At 62.7% G+C, this 15,749-nt stretch carries 20 protein-coding genes; 1 reads left to right on the top strand and 19 read right to left on the bottom strand.

Annotated elements, in window-relative coordinates:
• The first annotated feature begins 125 nt into the window (after positions 1-125).
• Positions 126-812, top strand: coding sequence for a Crp/Fnr family transcriptional regulator (locus tag J2858_RS08155; RefSeq protein ID WP_245365676.1), 687 nt, complete (start codon positions 126-128; stop codon positions 810-812).
• Between the two features lie 49 nt (positions 813-861).
• On the opposite strand, the gene aidB is transcribed toward J2858_RS08155, so the two are convergent.
• The 19 genes from aidB to urtB all read right to left on the bottom strand — a co-directional run bounded on the left by aidB (position 862) and on the right by urtB (position 15,608).
• A complete protein-coding gene (aidB, locus tag J2858_RS08150) occupies positions 862-1,677 on the bottom strand; it encodes an AidB family quorum-quenching N-acyl homoserine lactonase (protein WP_210104306.1) in 816 nt (271 codons plus the stop codon).
• A 48-nt stretch (positions 1,678-1,725) separates the two neighbouring features.
• Positions 1,726-2,343, bottom strand: coding sequence for an urease accessory protein UreG (gene ureG, locus J2858_RS08145; protein WP_210104305.1), 618 nt, complete (start codon positions 2,341-2,343; stop codon positions 1,726-1,728).
• Positions 2,344-2,413: 70 nt separating this feature from the next.
• Positions 2,414-3,097, bottom strand: coding sequence for an urease accessory protein UreF (locus J2858_RS08140; RefSeq protein ID WP_210104304.1), 684 nt, complete (start codon positions 3,095-3,097; stop codon positions 2,414-2,416).
• 6 nt (positions 3,098-3,103) lie between these two features.
• Positions 3,104-3,640, bottom strand: a complete 537-nt coding sequence (ureE, locus tag J2858_RS08135; RefSeq protein WP_210104303.1) for an urease accessory protein UreE — start codon at positions 3,638-3,640, stop codon at positions 3,104-3,106.
• Positions 3,641-3,782: 142 nt separating this feature from the next.
• Positions 3,783-4,319, bottom strand: coding sequence for a peroxiredoxin (locus tag J2858_RS08130; protein ID WP_210104694.1), 537 nt, complete (start codon positions 4,317-4,319; stop codon positions 3,783-3,785).
• A gap of 139 nt (positions 4,320-4,458) precedes the next feature.
• A complete protein-coding gene (locus J2858_RS08125) occupies positions 4,459-5,139 on the bottom strand; it encodes a TIGR02117 family protein (protein ID WP_210104302.1) in 681 nt (226 codons plus the stop codon).
• A gap of 141 nt (positions 5,140-5,280) precedes the next feature.
• A complete protein-coding gene (locus J2858_RS08120; protein WP_210104301.1) occupies positions 5,281-5,439 on the bottom strand; it encodes a hypothetical protein in 159 nt (52 codons plus the stop codon).
• A 53-nt stretch (positions 5,440-5,492) separates the two neighbouring features.
• On the bottom strand, positions 5,493-5,936 hold the full coding sequence (locus J2858_RS08115; protein WP_210104300.1) for a GNAT family N-acetyltransferase: 444 nt from the start codon (positions 5,934-5,936) through the stop codon (positions 5,493-5,495).
• Positions 5,937-5,946: 10 nt separating this feature from the next.
• Positions 5,947-7,659: an urease subunit alpha gene (ureC, locus tag J2858_RS08110; RefSeq protein ID WP_210104299.1), complete on the bottom strand. Its 1,713-nt coding sequence runs from the start codon at positions 7,657-7,659 to the stop codon at positions 5,947-5,949.
• A 64-nt stretch (positions 7,660-7,723) separates the two neighbouring features.
• The gene (locus J2858_RS08105; protein WP_210104298.1) at positions 7,724-8,158 is read right to left on the bottom strand and encodes a lysozyme inhibitor LprI family protein; all 435 of its coding nucleotides are present in this window, start codon (positions 8,156-8,158) and stop codon (positions 7,724-7,726) included.
• Positions 8,158-8,463, bottom strand: coding sequence for an urease subunit beta (locus J2858_RS08100; RefSeq protein WP_210104297.1), 306 nt, complete (start codon positions 8,461-8,463; stop codon positions 8,158-8,160). Before J2858_RS08100 ends, J2858_RS08105 begins: the two co-directional genes overlap by 1 nt.
• A gap of 39 nt (positions 8,464-8,502) precedes the next feature.
• Positions 8,503-8,757 (bottom strand): DUF1272 domain-containing protein, encoded by a 255-nt coding sequence (locus J2858_RS08095; protein ID WP_210104296.1) that lies wholly within the window; start codon positions 8,755-8,757, stop codon positions 8,503-8,505.
• 5 nt (positions 8,758-8,762) lie between these two features.
• Positions 8,763-9,065: an urease subunit gamma gene (locus J2858_RS08090; RefSeq protein ID WP_210104295.1), complete on the bottom strand. Its 303-nt coding sequence runs from the start codon at positions 9,063-9,065 to the stop codon at positions 8,763-8,765.
• A 19-nt stretch (positions 9,066-9,084) separates the two neighbouring features.
• Positions 9,085-9,909, bottom strand: a complete 825-nt coding sequence (locus J2858_RS08085; protein WP_210104294.1) for an urease accessory protein UreD — start codon at positions 9,907-9,909, stop codon at positions 9,085-9,087.
• Positions 9,846-11,051 carry an alpha/beta hydrolase family esterase gene (locus J2858_RS08080; RefSeq protein WP_348635458.1) on the bottom strand — a complete coding sequence of 402 codons (1,206 nt, stop codon included), beginning with the start codon at positions 11,049-11,051 and terminating at the stop codon, positions 9,846-9,848. Before J2858_RS08080 ends, J2858_RS08085 begins: the two co-directional genes overlap by 64 nt.
• Positions 11,052-11,181: 130 nt before the next feature.
• Positions 11,182-11,877, bottom strand: a complete 696-nt coding sequence (gene urtE / locus J2858_RS08075; protein WP_210104292.1) for an urea ABC transporter ATP-binding subunit UrtE — start codon at positions 11,875-11,877, stop codon at positions 11,182-11,184.
• A gap of 188 nt (positions 11,878-12,065) precedes the next feature.
• The gene (gene urtD, locus J2858_RS08070; protein ID WP_210104291.1) at positions 12,066-12,830 is read right to left on the bottom strand and encodes an urea ABC transporter ATP-binding protein UrtD; all 765 of its coding nucleotides are present in this window, start codon (positions 12,828-12,830) and stop codon (positions 12,066-12,068) included.
• A 4-nt stretch (positions 12,831-12,834) separates the two neighbouring features.
• Positions 12,835-14,004: an urea ABC transporter permease subunit UrtC gene (urtC, locus tag J2858_RS08065; protein WP_210104290.1), complete on the bottom strand. Its 1,170-nt coding sequence runs from the start codon at positions 14,002-14,004 to the stop codon at positions 12,835-12,837.
• A complete protein-coding gene (gene urtB / locus J2858_RS08060; RefSeq protein WP_432443324.1) occupies positions 14,001-15,608 on the bottom strand; it encodes an urea ABC transporter permease subunit UrtB in 1,608 nt (535 codons plus the stop codon). Before urtB ends, urtC begins: the two co-directional genes overlap by 4 nt.
• Positions 15,609-15,749: the final 141 nt, after the last annotated feature.

Here is a 15,749-nt window from a genome sequence, read left to right as displayed (position 1 = left end):
CAAGGAAAGAATGCTATTTTTGCGGGCGCCCGGTTTGATCGATGTCAAATCGGGCGTTTCCGCGCAATGCTAGATATTCCCCCGGATGCACGTAAACGCACGAGGACATGCGAAGGGGGCATGACATGCTGGACAAGAGCCACAAAGCCAATATCCGTGAACGCGGTCTTCTGACGAAGACGCCATTCCTGCATTCGCTGACGGGTAATGCGCTGGCGCGGATGCTGGATTCGGCCCATGTCTACAGCATGCCGGCTCGGGCCAATGTGTTTCGCGAGGGCGAACCGGCACTTGCCTTCTACTGCGTGCTTGCCGGCTATGTGAGGCTCTACCGCGTCAGCCGCGACGGACGGCAGGCCGATATCCGCATCTGCGCGCCCGGAGACGTGTTTGCCGAATGCCTGATTTTCGGCGGCGAGAAATACCGGTTCAGCGCCCAGGCGGCCGAAAATGTCAGCCTTGCCCGTTTCGACATGCGGGATGTGCGCGAGCTTGCCGAACAGGATACGCAGGTGGCAAAGGCCATCATGACGGCCCTTTCCGGCCACCTCCTCTCCACCATGGATTGCGTGGTGAACGACCGCCTGCACACGGCCCCGCAGCGTGTGGCCGATTACCTGATCAACCGCTGCCCGACGGCGACCGGAACCGCCTCCATCCGCCTGCCCTTCCAGAAGAACCTGCTCGCCGGCATGCTCGGCCTTGCCCCGGAAGCGCTGTCGCGCGCCTTCTCGTCGCTGCGCCGCACCGGCGTTACCGTGCGCGGACGGGTGATCCAGATCGGTGACGTGGAAGCGTTGAAGCAGATTTGACGCGGGGGCGTTTTTCCGCCCCCCGTCCGGCAGGCGCGACGAAGCCCTGTCAGAACAGATCGAGCCGGAAGGCGTGGCCTTCCCGTTCAACCCGGCCATAGCCATCGATATGGCACCCCGTCACCGCAAAGCCGTCCTCGGCTGCGGCAGCCAGAAGTGCAAGCCGTGTCTTCGCCGCCGCGTCGGCATCAAGATCATAGACCAGGCACAGATCGAGATCCTGCGGCTGGTAAGCGGCCAGATGCAGGGCATCGGCAAAGATCAGCAGACCATCCTTGCCCGCCCCGATGCGATAGCCGGTGTGACCGGGCGTATGGCCCGGCAGGGCAACCGCTTCGATCCCGTCGAGAACCGGTCCGTGCGGGATCGACTGCACCCGCGCGCCATAGGCCTTGATGAGATGAGCAGCAAGCCCGAAGCCGCTGCGGCGCGCTTCCGGCACGCTCTGGCGCGCCGCCTCGTCCGTGAAGAAGGAAAGCTCAACCTCCGGCACGAGAATTTTCGCGCGCGGAAAATAGGGCGTCTCGTCGTCCCAGAGGCCGGGCACATGATCGCCGTGCAGATGCGTGACGAGGACGCGATCGACATCCTGCGGCGCGATGCCGAGATCGGCAAGCGCAAGGCGGGCTTTTCCGAAATCAGCGCCCCAGGCAGTGCCGCAGCCTGCATCGACGAGCGTCACCCCGTTCTCACCCGTGAGGAGGAAACAGTTGACGACGAGCGGAAAGCTGCCGATGCGCGCGCGGGCTTCCGCGAGGGCATCCTCGCCCCGCCGATGGACAAGATGATCGGTGGACGCTTGCACCACGCCATCGCGTAGCATGGTAACGTCATAGGCGCCGAAGCGGCGGGACATGGTCGACATGCGATATTCCTTCAAAGGATCCGGGCGGGCGGTGCAGCGCCGAGCATATCAGGCCGCAAGACCGCCATGGGTTTCCAGAAACCGCACCAGATGATCGACGCCTTCGCCGCGCTTCAGGTCGGTAAAGACGAAGGGCATGCCGGCGCGCTGCTTGCTGGCATCGCGGTCCATCACGTCGAGATCGGCCCCGACGTAAGGCGCCAGATCCTTCTTGTTGATCACCAGCATGTCCGAGCGGGTAATGCCCGGCCCGCCCTTGCGCGGGATTTCCTCGCCCTGGCAGGTGGAGATGACATAGATGGTGATGTCGGCAAGATCCGGTGAGAAGGTGGCCGCCAGATTATCGCCGCCCGATTCGATGAAGATCAGGTCGAGATCGGGAAATCTCTCGTTGAGGCCTGCAATCGCCTGCAGGTTGATCGTCGCATCCTCGCGGATGGCCGTGTGCGGGCAGCCGCCGGTTTCAACGCCGACAATCCGGTCCGAGGACAGGGCCTGCATGCGCACCAGCGCCTCGGCATCTTCCTTGGTGTAGATATCGTTGGTGACGACGGCGACGGAATATTTGTCGCGCATCGCCTTGCAGAGCTTTTCCGTCAGCGCCGTCTTGCCGGAGCCGACCGGTCCGCCGATGCCGACGCGCAAGGGTCCGTTTGCCGATTTCATCTCTTTGTTCCCTTCACTTCCCAAAAGTCAGAATAGCGCGCACCCGAAGCGGCGCAAGGCGATGGTCACTCTATGTTCGAAAAAGCCGTGAGGCCTGCGTCTCGTGGCGCAAAGAGGCAATATCGGCCTGTACGGTTGCGGTGCCGAGATCGTCCAGGCTGGCGGTGCTGGCACGCTCGGCCATCTCTCCCATCGGCGCCTCGAGCGCGGCAAGGATGGCAACCCCGCCATGCTGGCCGAGAACGCCGAGCCGGATGCCGGCCGAGACGCCCTGCGACAGGGCCGCATGCAGAAAAGCCGCAAGCGCCGGCACGCAGCTGATGCCATGGGCGGCAGAGACCGCACCGACGGCGACAGGATAGGGACAGTCTGCGGGCAGCACGTCGAACACCGGCTGCGGCCAGGCGATGGCGGCAGCAAGAAAGGCACGCCCCAGCGACAGGGTTTCCAGATAGCGCTCGCCGGAGCCTGCCAGCGCAAGGCCGAGCGCCGAGAGATCGGCCAGCGCCTCGCCAGCGCCATTTGGATGCTGAACGGCGCGATGGGCGGCCGAAAACAGCACGGCATCGTTCCAGCCGGTGCCGTGGCGCAATTGCGTTTCCAGCCAAAGCTGCAGCCCCGGCGCATCCGTCACCAGCCCGTCATGCACGGCCCGTTCCAGCCCGCTGGAATAGGCAAAGCCGCCCACCGGAAAGGCCGGAGACAGCCAAGCCATCAGCCGCAGCAGCGCCTGCGTTTCCAGAGCCGCATGCATCAGGCGTCAGTCATGGCTGTGATCGTGGCCGCCATGATCATGACCGTGGTGATCGTGCCCGTGGTGGTCATGCCCGTGGTCATGGTTGTGATGATCGTGCCCATGGCTGCCATGCGAATGATAGGCGCCGCGGGCCGGCTGGAACGCTTCCTCGACATCGAGAACCGTAGCGCCCAACCCCTGCAGCATGGAGCGAATGACATGGTCGCGCAGGATGAGGATGCGATCTTCCTCGATCTGCGCCGACAGGTGGCGGTTGCCGAGATGCCAGGCAAGTTCGATGAGGTGCAGCCGGCTCTTGCCGCGCACCTCAAACAGCTTTTCCGCCGCCGCCTTCACTTCCACCGTGTCGCCATTGTCGAGCACCAGCCTGTCGCCGTCGTGAAACAGCACAGCCTCCTTGAGGTCGAGCATGACCATATCGCCATTCGACAGATGCAGAAGCTTGCGGCGCAGATGGCGCAGGTCGTGCGGGAGCGTAACGGTATCGACGGGCGGATCGATCACTTCACCGGCCGGACGATAGGAATGGACATGCTGCATGGGAGATTTCCTGTGATGAGGACCGGCATCATTGCCAAGCCGCGCGCCCATGACAAGCGGATTTTGCTTGGCGTGGCTTTGATGCCGGGGTCACGCAAGCAGACGGGAGGCGGCGCATCAAACGCACCGCCCCACAAAAACCTCAGGCGGCTTCCTTGCGGCGCAGGTGTTCCAGAATGTTCTGCGGCGACGACACGCCATAAGGGTCGCTGTCGCAATTGTCCGAAAAACCCTCTTCCTCGAACCACTGCTCGACGAAGCCATCATTGATGATGGCGGCGTAGCGCCAGGAGCGCATGCCGAAGCCGAGATTGTCCTTGGCAACCAGCATGCCCATCTTGCGGGTAAACTCGCCGGAGCCGTCGGGGATCAGCTTTACGTTTTCGAGATTCTGGGTCTTGCCCCAGGCGTTCATCACGAAGGCATCGTTGACGGAGATGCAATAGATCTCATCAATGCCCTCGGCGCGGAAATCGCCGGCGAGCTTTTCGAAATCCGGCAGCTGGAAGGTGGAGCAGGTGGGCGTGAAGGCGCCCGGCAGCGAAAAGAGGATGACCCGCTTGCCGGCAAAATAGTCGCTGGAGGTCATGTCCTGCCAGCGGAAGGGATTGGGGCCACCAACGGCTTCATCGCGCACGCGCGTGCGGAACGTCACATCGGGTACCTTGCGGCCAATCAGCATTCTGTGTCTCCTGTCAAAACCATGGCCGCAGCTTTCTGGCAAGCCGCGGCAAAGGCCGACTGGTAGCGGAGATTCGCGTGCAGTGCAGCATGGAAGGCGGATTTCAACAGTCCCGCATGGCCGCTATGCGCCAGGCTCATGGCAGAGGCGAGGAAGAACCGTGGAGAGTGAGCGACAGGTCGAGAAGTTGCGGCAGAGGCGTCCACCAGCCGGTGCGAAGTCCGCCCTCCCGCAGCATGGCGGCGGTCCAGGTGTTGCAGCCCAAAAGCGCGTTGAAGCGGCCATTCGCCTCGAAGAACAGGTCGTTGTCGCCATAGGCGGCATCGGGGACTGACTGCACCCTGCCCTCCTTTTGCAAAAAGCTCGCCTTGATGGCCTTCACCATCTGCCGGTAGCCGGTTTCCGACAGCCTGAGGCTGCGCACCTGCGGCAAGTTACGCGGAATGTCTGCGGTCAGATCCACATGCATGACTGAACGATCAACGGTCAGCGCCCGCAACACCGGCATCGGCTTCACATCGCCCCAGGTGGGGGTTTCGATGTAAAACGACCGCCCGCCCCAGCCGATCACAAGATAAACCGCATCCGGCCGGCCGATGGCAAAGCCCGCATTCGCAAGCTCTGCAAACTCAGAACGGAGATCCTCATCGAGGCGCAGGGCAATGTCTGTGTGGATCGGATTGTGCAGAAGAAGGATTTCGCGGCTCGGCTGACGATCGACTGCGGGAGAAACGAACGGACGCGGCACCAGCGTGCCGAGGATGAGGATCAGCAAGGGGATAAGCCCAAGCACCAAAGGCAGGCGAAAAGACCTCATGCCGTTCGCCCTGCCGGAATATTCACGCAGGACAGCCTGACCGGTCTTGACGCCCGATCAATCGGCAACATCAAGCCGGCATTCGATGTGTTGCCGCGTGCCGGCCAGCCGGTCCAGCTTCAGGCCCATCCCTGCCACGCCTTATGCATCGGCCGCCTGGTCCCGTCGAAGACCGGCAAGCCCAACCTCGATACGCGTCAGACGACTGCCTTGCTCCCGCAGGATATCACGCATGTCGCGCATGTCCGCGCGGACGGCACGCAGATACTCGAGGACATGATTGTTGATATCGTCAGCCATGGTGTCACCTGATCCGTGAGCCATAAGTCTACACCAAATGCCGGCACCGGCAATCAGAGCGGCTTGCGGAAATAGACCACCCGCTCTGTTTCGGCAAATCCCCAGGCCGCATGGGCTTGATGGGACGTGATATTGTCGATTTCCGCATCCGAACAAAGCTCCGCATAGCCCTCTTCCCGAAGCACCGCAGAGATGTGCGACAGCAGCGCGCCACCCGTTCCGGACCTGCGCGCGTCCGGCTCAACCCAAATGCCCTCGAGAAAAGGCACCGGCGTGGCGGTACAGCCATTGGCGTATTCGCGAATGGCCAGTTCGGCAAAGCCCCGTACCCGCCCATCTTCTGCAACAGCGAGATAGGCCCGGTAATGGTCCTTGCCAAGCTCGGCCATCACCTCGGCCCTGTGGCCGGCAGCATCAAGGCTGCTCCACAGACAGGCGCGCATGCGAACCCATTCGTCGATGTCGCCCACGTCCATCCTGCGGATCTGCGTGGGCATCGCCGCCCGCTCAGAACAGGAAATAGCGCTGCGCCATCGGCAGCACCGTTGCCGGTTCGCAGGTCAGAAGTTCGCCATCGGCGCGCACTTCGTAGGTTTCCGGGTCCACCTCGATATGCGGCGTGAGGTCGTTGTGGATCATCGACTTCTTGGAAATGCCGCCGCGGGTGTTTTTCACCGCCACCAGTTGTTTTGCAACGCCGAGGCGGTTTGCAAGACCCGCATCAAGCGAGGCCTGGGAGACGAAGGTGACGGACGAATTGGTGCGGGCCTTGCCGTAGGAGCCGAACATCGGGCGGTAATGCACTGGTTGCGGCGTCGGGATGGAGGCGTTCGGATCGCCCATCGGAGCTGCCGCAATCATGCCACCAAGCAGAACCATGTCCGGCTTCACGCCAAAGAAGGCCGGGTTCCACATGACGAGATCGGCACGCTTGCCCACTTCCACCGAGCCGATCTCATGGGAAAGACCATGGGCAATCGCCGGGTTGATCGTGTATTTGGCGATGTAGCGCTTGACGCGGAAATTGTCGTTGTCGCCGGTTTCCTGCGCCAGACGGCCGCGCTGGCGCTTCATCTTGTCGGCGGTCTGCCAGGTGCGGATGGCCACTTCGCCGACGCGGCCCATGGCCTGGCTGTCGGACGAAATGATCGAAAACGCACCGATATCGTGGAGAATGTCTTCCGCCGCAATCGTTTCCTTGCGGATACGGCTTTCGGCAAACGCAATGTCTTCCGGGATCGACGGCGACAGGTGATGGCAGACCATCAGCATGTCGAGATGCTCGGCGAGCGTATTGACCGTATAGGGGCGCGTCGGATTGGTCGAGGACGGGATGACATTCATCTGACCACAGATCTTGATGATGTCGGGCGCGTGCCCGCCGCCGGCGCCTTCGGTGTGGAAGGCATGGATGGTGCGGCCCTTGATGGCGCCGATCGTGTCTTCGACGAAGCCGCTTTCGTTCAGCGTATCGGTGTGGATCATCACCTGCACGTCGTATTCATCGGCAACCGAGAGGCAGCAATCGATGGCGCCGGGGGTCGTGCCCCAGTCCTCGTGCAGCTTCAGCGAGGTAGCGCCACCGAGCACCATTTCTTCGAGCGCGCCGGGAAGCGAGGCATTGCCCTTGCCGGCAAAGGCAAGGTTCATCGGGAAGGCGTCGGCTGCCTCGATCATGCGGGCGATATGCCAGGGGCCGGGCGTGCAGGTGGTGGCAAGCGTGCCATGCGCCGGGCCCGTGCCGCCGCCCAGCATGCAGGTGAGGCCCGACATCAGCGCCTCCTCGATCTGCTGCGGGCAGATGAAGTGGATATGCGCATCCATGCCGCCGGCGGTGATGATCTTGCCTTCGGCGGCAATCGCCTCCGTGCCCGGGCCGACGATGATGTTGACGCCCGGCTGTGTATCGGGATTGCCGGCCTTGCCGATCGCCACGATCCGCCCGTCCTTCAGGCCGATATCGGCCTTGATGATCCCGGAATGATCGACGATGACGGCATTGGTGATGACAGTGTCGACGGCGCCATCGGCGCGCGTTACCTGGCTCTGGCCCATGCCATCGCGGATGACCTTGCCGCCCCCGAACTTCACCTCTTCGCCATAGGTGGTGAAATCCTTCTCCACCTCGATGAACAGTTCGGTATCGGCAAGGCGCACCTTGTCGCCAATGGTGGGGCCGAACATCGAGGCATAGGCCGCGCGGGACATCTTGTAAGGCATGGGCTTTCTCGCTTTAGAACTCTTGCTTGGACGAACCGGCGCCCCTCGCGCCGATCCAGCCGGTTCATTCTTGGCCGATGGTCTCGGCGAGTGTTTTCAATTCTTCGGTGCGAACCTTGCTGATTTCAGCCTTGCAGGACATCAGCAGCATGGGTTCGAGCGTGCCGCCGCGGGCCGCGAAGGCTTCCGATTCGCACTGGCCGTCGCGATAGTCGAGCCAGGCCCGCTGGCCTTTCAGAAGCGCTTTTTCGGCGCCGCGCTGATCGGCAGGGAGCGCCTTGTCCCAATCGACCATCACCTGGCGGGTGATCTTCCACTGGGCATTGAGATCGGCATCGGCGGCCGTAAAATCGCGCCCCGCGCAGATGTTCATATCCGCCTGCGTCTCCGCCTTGTCGCAATCCACCTTCGGCGCCTCTTGCGCCTGCACAGCACCGGCCAAAAGGACGCCACCAAGGCCGAGCCGGAACGACAGGAGAAGGCGGGGCACGGCCTGCATCACAGCGCGCCCATCACCTTCTGGCGGAAACCATAGACCTCGCGCTTGCCGGAGAGCGGAATGAGGGTGACCTCGCGCGTCTGGCCGGGCTCGAAGCGCACGGCGGTGCCGGCGGGAATATCGAGCCGCATGCCGCGTGCCTTGTCGCGTTCGAAGGACAGGCCGGCATTGGTTTCGAAGAAATGGTAGTGGCTGCCCACCTGCACCGGCCGGTCGCCGGTGTTGGATACGTCCAGCGTTACCGTCGGCTGGCCGGCATTCAGCTCGATCTCGCCCTCTGCGGCAATGATTTCACCCGGTATCATCTTTGCTCTTCCTCTGTGCGGCCCCTGTGGGTGGCCGTCTCATGCAGCATGTGTCGGCAAACAACCTTCAGCCTTCAGCACGCGTTTCGTGGAGGCCGGATTGTTGATGAGCTTGGCCGCCGGGCGCACCGGCCGGCGCACCAGTTCGCCCCCGCAATTGGGGCAGACGCCGGAAAGCGTGTTGGTGGCGCAATCGGCGCAATAGGTGCATTCGAAGCTGCACATCATGGCGTCCAGACTGTCCGCAGGCAGATCGCGGTCGCAGCATTCGCAGTTGGGGCGCAGCTCCAGCATGGCGTTTACCGGATCGGTTCGTGGACAGTCACCAGCTTGGTGCCGTCCGGGAAGGTCGCTTCCACCTGGATGTCGTGGATCATCTCGGCAATTCCCTCCATCACCTGGTCGCGGGTGATGACATGGGCGCCCGCTTCCATGAGGTCTGCCACGGCGCGGCCGTCGCGCGCGCCTTCCACGACGAAATCGGTAATCAGGGCGATGGCTTCCGGATGGTTCAGCTTTACGCCGCGCTCCAGCCTGCGACGCGCAACCATGGCTGCCATCGAAATCAGGAGCTTGTCTTTTTCTCTTGGACTGAGGTTCATGGGTTCCCCGAATTTATGCTCAGATGTTCCAGACTTTCGGCACTGGCGCGCCGTTTCGCAAGAGCGAAATGACGGGAACCAGAATTTTTCTCAAGGCAAAGCCATCGCCGGCTGCAATGCGCACCACAAGCTTGTCCTGCCAATGGCTTGCACCGGAATAGCCATCCGCCAAAAGCGCGCGCAGGCGCGGCAGGAACGCCTCGGCACGAGGGCCGGCATAGAACACCGTGGCAAAGGCGACGCGGCCGGAGAGAACGGCGGACCTTTGCCCGAGAGCAGAAATTTCGCCGGCCAGGCGCACGTCTTCGGCATGGATCAGGCGGCCTTCGCGGCGAATGCGCCAGCGATCGCGAAACAGTCCGTGGTCGGCGCTTTCGCCCATGGCGGTGCGGCCGAGAATGATGGCTTCGACGGCGAGAAACTCCGCATCATGCGCCAGATCCACCTCCAGCTGACGGGTCAGCGAGGCGCGATCGAAAAGGATGCTTTCCTGCGGCAGCCAGGCGACGCGGGCGCCCTCGCCCGCCTCGATACGGCTCGACAGAAGGGCCGTATCGGCAGACGCCTTGTAGATCTTTTCATTCGCCTGGGTGGTGACGGTCACATCCGTGCCGGGACCGGCTTTCAGCGACCAGGACAGCCGGTCGCCGCCGGTCAGCCCGCCGGAGCTGTTGATCAGGACCGCCTCGAGTGCGGGGGTAAAACTTTCCGGCAGGCGGATCTTTGCGCAGCCGTCCTGATAGAGTTCGGCGAGCCGCGAGCGGCCCGCCAGATGTTTGGTTACAAGGCGCCCTTCGCCCCGAGCCCGCTGCGGCGCTGGTCTGTTGGCTGGCTGTTGCTGCACGTCGCTCCCTCGGCCGACATCCCATCGGCATTGCTGGAGGCCGACGCACCGGCGCAGACGGCAACCGTGCCCACTTTTGCGGTGGGTTGAACGGCAGTCGCCACGACATCGGTCATATCGGCCTTTCGGAAGAAGTCCCACATCCGCGCGGCCGGATCAATATTGGGATCGAAGCTTTGCTTCTTGCCCGCAGAAACCTTGACGACACCCGACTGCGTCTCAACGGCGGCGGCAATCACATTGGCCTTGGCGGACGGGCGCGGCCAATCGTGGCTTCCCTCGGCAAATTCATAGGTCGCAATGCGCGCACCGCTCATGCAGGTGTCGAACAGGCTGAATGTGACGCCGTCGATGCTGGCGGAGGTGCCGTTGCCCTTGCAGCCATCAAGTTCGGTCCAGCGCTGCAGCGCCGTCTTGAAGCCATATTGCCAGTAGGGCTTGCCGCCACCGGCGTAAGGATTTGCCTCGTCCTTGACGCCGGCAAAGGCCATGATCGACACCGGGCGCGCCGGCTTGCAGGTCGCCGGATCCGGACCCCACTTCCCGTCGCGCCGCTCGACGGGCAAGCCGACGCGCAGCGAGTTGACGAAACCGGCGGCAGCGAAATCCGAAGCCCCCGAGCAGAGATAGGCTGACAGCATGCGCCCGCCGCCGGAATAGCCGGAGGCGTAGATGCGAGCCGGATCAACGCAGTAATCCTGCTTCACCGTCTCGACGGCCGCCTTGATGAATGAGATTTCATCAAGACCACCGGCTTGCGTCGTCACACCGGGGACGTTCCAAGCATGGGTGCCCGGCGGCTTGCCATCCAGGCTCCCCTGCGGGGCAAGCACGATAAAGCCTTCGCGCTCCGCCACCTTGTCCCAGGAACTGCGGCGCATCTGGGCGCGCGGATAGCTGTTGCTGCCGTGGAAATCGAACACCACGGCCAGCTTGTCCGTGCCGGTATAGGCCGATGGCACATAGGAGACAGCCTGACGGGAAACGCCGTCTACCGTGATGTCGATATCATGGTAACCGGCCTCGACGGCCACGCCGCAACCGGCACTGGCCGAAGTCGCGCCAAGCAGGAGGGCGCCGGCGGCGGCCAGGCCGCTAAAGACTCGGGAAAGGAAGATGCCGGAGCGTAGTCCAGATGCCATCAAGCGCCTCATCAAACGGGAGTGCGTGAAAACGGAGTATGTATTGGATTAAACCGGGCTCTGGTTAGCATATTAGAATTCACTATGAAACTCCCCTCCGACAGAAGAGCAGCTATGCGATAAAATGGCATCACACGGTGAGGTGGCGCCTTGCTTCCGCCGTGTCCAGCGTTTCGGCCGCCCCTTCATGCACGATTTCGCCACGATCCATGATATAGACGTGATCGGCAAGCTCCCGGCAGAAATCCAGATACTGTTCCACAAGAAGAATCGCCATGCCGGTCGAATCGCGCAGATACCGGATGGCGCGGCCGATATCCTTGATGATCGATGGCTGGATTCCTTCCGTCGGCTCGTCCAAGACGAGGATCTTTGGGCGCGTGACCATGGCGCGGCCGATGGCGAGCTGCTGCTGCTGGCCACCGGACAGATCGCCGCCACGCCGAGACAGCATGGAATTCAACACCGGAAACAGCGCAAAAATGTCATCCGGGATAAACTTTTCCTTGCGGCCCAGCGGTGCAAAACCGGTTTCGAGATTTTCCTTCACCGTCAGCAGCGGAAAGATTTCCCGTCCCTGCGGCACGTAGCCGATGCCGTGCTTGGCGCGGGCGTAAGGGGCCAGGCCGTTCAGGGTCGCGCCATTGAAGGCAATCGCCCCGGCGCTCACCGCCTGCTGGCCGGTGATGGCGCGCAGCAGCGAGGACTTGCCCACGCCGTTTCGCCCCAGAACGCAGGTGATCCTGCCCATCGGCGCGGTGATGGAAACGCCGCGCAGCGCCTGGGCGGCACCGTAATGCAGGTTGATGTTATCGACTGTCAGCATGGGGGCCTCCGTGAATTCAGTACAGGATAAAACCCCCTCTGGCCTGCCGGCCATCTCCTCCACAAGGGGGGAGAAAACTCGCGGCACCGCCTTGCCATACGGGAGAAAGGTCGAGCTAGGTTAAGCCCTCCCCCTTGTGGGGAGGGTGGGGAGGGGATTTTTGGGGATGCGCAGATCTGCATAAAACCTCACCGCCCCAGATAGTTCTCGATCACCTTCGGATCGCTGGAGACGAAATCGATAGAACCTTCCGCAAGCACCGAGCCTTCCGCCAGACACGTCACCTTCACCCCGAGATCGCGGATAAAACCCATGTCGTGCTCCACCACCACGACGGAGCGGGTCTTGGCGATTTCGCGCAGGAGAATGGCGGTCTCGGCGGTTTCGGCATCGGTCATGCCGGCAACCGGTTCATCGACCAACAGGAGTTTCGGCTCCTGCGCCAGAAGCATGCCGATTTCCAGCCATTGCTTCTGGCCATGGGAGAGATTGGCGGCCAGTTCGTCGCGGCGATGCGTGAGGCGGATCGTCGTCAGGATTTCGTCGATGCGCGCCTTGTCCTGCGGCGTCAGACGATAGAACAGCGTGGCAAAGACGCCGCGCTTGCGGTTGAGCGCCAGTTCCAGATTGTCCCAGACCGTATGGCTCTCGAACACCGTCGGCTTCTGGAATTTTCGGCCGATGCCGAGCTGGGCGATGTCGGCCTCGTCCTTGCGGGTAAGGTCTATGGTGTCCTCGAACAGGACGGTGCCGCTGTCGGGCCGCGTCTTGCCGGTGATGATATCCATCATCGTCGTCTTGCCCGCACCGTTCGGGCCGATGATGGCGCGCAATTCCCCCGGCTCCACCACGAAGGACAGAGAATTCAGCGCCTTGAAGCCATCGAAGGAGACGGAGACACCATCGAGATAAAGGAGCGAGGCAGGACGGGTTTCGCTGACGAGCTGGCTCATGGGTTCACTCCGCTGCCTGGATCTGGTTTGCCACTGCCGTGTCGGCAGCGCTCTTTTCGGCCTCGTCCGCTGCCTTTGCGGCCCGGCGCCCGGCAAAGCGGTGCTGTATCGTGCCGACGATACCCTTGGGCAGGAACAGCGTGACGCCGATGAACAGCGCGCCCAGTGCATAAAGCCAGGCTTCCGGGAAGGCGCCGGTGAAGAAGCTCTTGCCGCCGTTGACGAGGATCGCACCGATGATCGGACCGATCAGCGTGCCGCGCCCGCCGACCGCCGTCCACACCACCACCTCGATGGAATTGGCCGGCGCGAACTCGCCCGGGTTGATGATGCCGACCTGCGGCACGAAGAGCGCACCGGCAATGCCCGCCATCATCGCCGAGACGACGAAGGTGAAGAGTTTGATGTTTTCGACGCGGAAGCCAAGGAAGCGCACGCGGCTTTCGGCATCGCGAACGCCGACCAGAACCTTGCCGAACTTGGAGCGGACGATGCCTGAGGAAATGACGAGGCAGAGCGATAGCATGATGGCCGAGAGCGCAAAGAGCACGGCGCGCGTGCCATCCGCCTGCACGGAAAAGCCGAGGATTTCCTTATAGTCGGTGAGCCCGTTATTGCCGCCAAAGCCCATGTCGTTGCGGAAGAAGGCGAGCAGCAGCGCATAGGTCATCGCCTGCGTGATGATCGACAGATAGACGCCGTTGACGCGGGAGCGGAAGGCAAACCAGCCGAAGATGAAGGCAAGAAGGCCCGGCACCACCAGTACCATCAGCACGGCAAACCAGAACATGTCCATGCCATGCCAGAACCACGGCAGTTCCTTCCAGTTCAGGAAGACCATGAAATCGGGCAGATCCGGATTGCCGTAGACGCCGCGCGAGCCGATCTGGCGCATCAGGTACATGCCCATGGCATAGCCGCCGAGCGCAAAGAAGGCGCCGTGGCCGAGCGAGAGAATGCCGCAATAACCCCAGACCAGATCGAGCGCGAGTGCCAGAAGCGCGTAGCAGAGATATTTGCCCATCAGCGAGACGGCATAGGTCGGGATGTGCAGCGCGCTGTCGGGCGCGGTCAAGAGATTGGCAGCAGGGACCAGCAGGGCAACGGCGAGAAGCACCGCGACGGCTGCAAGGATTCGGCCCTCGAGGGCGCGCAGAAAAAAGCTCGAAATCATGCTTCGATCGCCCTTCCCTTGAGTGCGAAGAGACCGCGCGGCCGCTTCTGGATGAAAAGGATGATGAGGACGAGCACCAGGATCTTGCCGAGCACGGCACCGACCGAGGGCTCGAGGAACTTGTTGAGGACGCCGAGCGACAGCGCGCCGACCAGCGTACCCCAGAGATTGCCGACCCCGCCGAAGACCACGACCATGAAACTGTCGATGATGTAGGATTGGCCGAGATTGGGCGAGACGTTGTCGATCTGGGAGAGCGCCACACCCGCAATGCCGGCAATGCCGGAGCCGAGCGCAAAGGTGAAGGCATCGACCCAGGCGGTGCGGATGCCCATGGAGGAGGCCATGCGGCGGTTCTGCGTGACGGCACGCATCTGCAGGCCGAAGGCGGAGCGCTTCATCAGGATGAGCAGGCCGAAGAATATCGACAGCGAGAAGGCCACGATCCAAAGCCGGTTCCAGGTGATCGACAGGCCACCCAGGGCAAAGGAGCCGGACATCCAGGACGGATTGCCCACTTCGCGGTTGGTCGGCCCGAAGATGCTGCGCACCGTCTGCTGCAGGATCAGCGACACACCCCAGGTGGCAAGCAGTGTTTCCAGCGGCCGCCCATAGAGGAAGCGGATGACGCCGCGTTCGATGACGAGCCCGATGGCGCCGGTGACGAGGAAGGCGACCGGCACGGCAATCGCCAGCGACCAGTCAAACAGCTGCGGCGCCGAGGTTCGGATCACCTCCTGCACCATGAAGGTGGCATAGGCGCCGATCATCACCATTTCGCCATGGGCCATGTTGATGATGCCCATCACGCCGAAGGTGATGGCAAGCCCGATGGCGGCCAGCAGCAGCACCGAGCCGAGCGAGATGCCGTACCAGACATTCTGCCCGAGATCCCAGAAGGCAAGCGAACTCTGGATCTTCGAAATTGCACGGTCGACATCCGGCTTCAGCGAAGCATCGAGCGAGGCCGACGCGCTCATCAGGATGCTGATCGCATCGCGCCCGCCGATGCTGCCAATGGTCTCGATGGCCGCGCGCTTCTGGTCGACGGGGCGATCGGAGGAGAGTACGGAGGCGGCGCGCGCTTCTTCCATGCGCGCCTTCACCTCGCGGTCGGTTTCCTTGGCAAGGGCCGCCTCGACCAGTTCGAGGTTTTCGGCGCTCGGCGAACGCAACACCGCATCCGCAGCCGAGAGGCGCACGTTGCGGTCGGGGCTCAAGAGCGTGAGGCCACCAAGCGCCGAGCGAAGGACGCGGCGAAGGCTGTTGTTGATCTTGAGCTTTGTCATGGCGCCCTTTGGTGCCTCGCCGGCCGCAGCTCCAGACAGAGGATCGATGAGCGCCAGGTTGGCGCCGGATGCCCTGGTGATGAACACCGCGCCATCGGACTTGCGGACGTAAAGATCGCCGTCATTGAAGGCTTCGAGCGCCGGCACGACCCGCGGATCGGCCGAGGCGGCAATCTGGCCGAGCAGGTCTTCTGCCTGCTTGAAATCTGCCTTGCCGAGCGCATCGATCAAAGCCTTTGGATCGGATTGCGCCACGGATTGGGTGGCAAGCGCCAGGATCATCAAAAGAATGGAGAGAAAAAATCGCAGCATGATGTCAGCCCCTCATCCGCCGGTCTGCGCCGCCTGCCCCTTCGGGCTTCGGCGCGCCGGCGCCTGCCCGGCCCCCGATGGCCTGGACATTGTGCCAAAGGCACGTTGCCTCCCCCCGCCTGACGCGGGGAGAGGTCTTGTTCA

Origin of the sequence: Neorhizobium galegae (assembly GCF_017877135.1) — a bacterium.
Classification (GTDB): domain Bacteria; phylum Pseudomonadota; class Alphaproteobacteria; order Rhizobiales; family Rhizobiaceae; genus Neorhizobium; species Neorhizobium galegae_A.
This window is presented reverse-complemented; position numbering and strand designations above follow the sequence as displayed.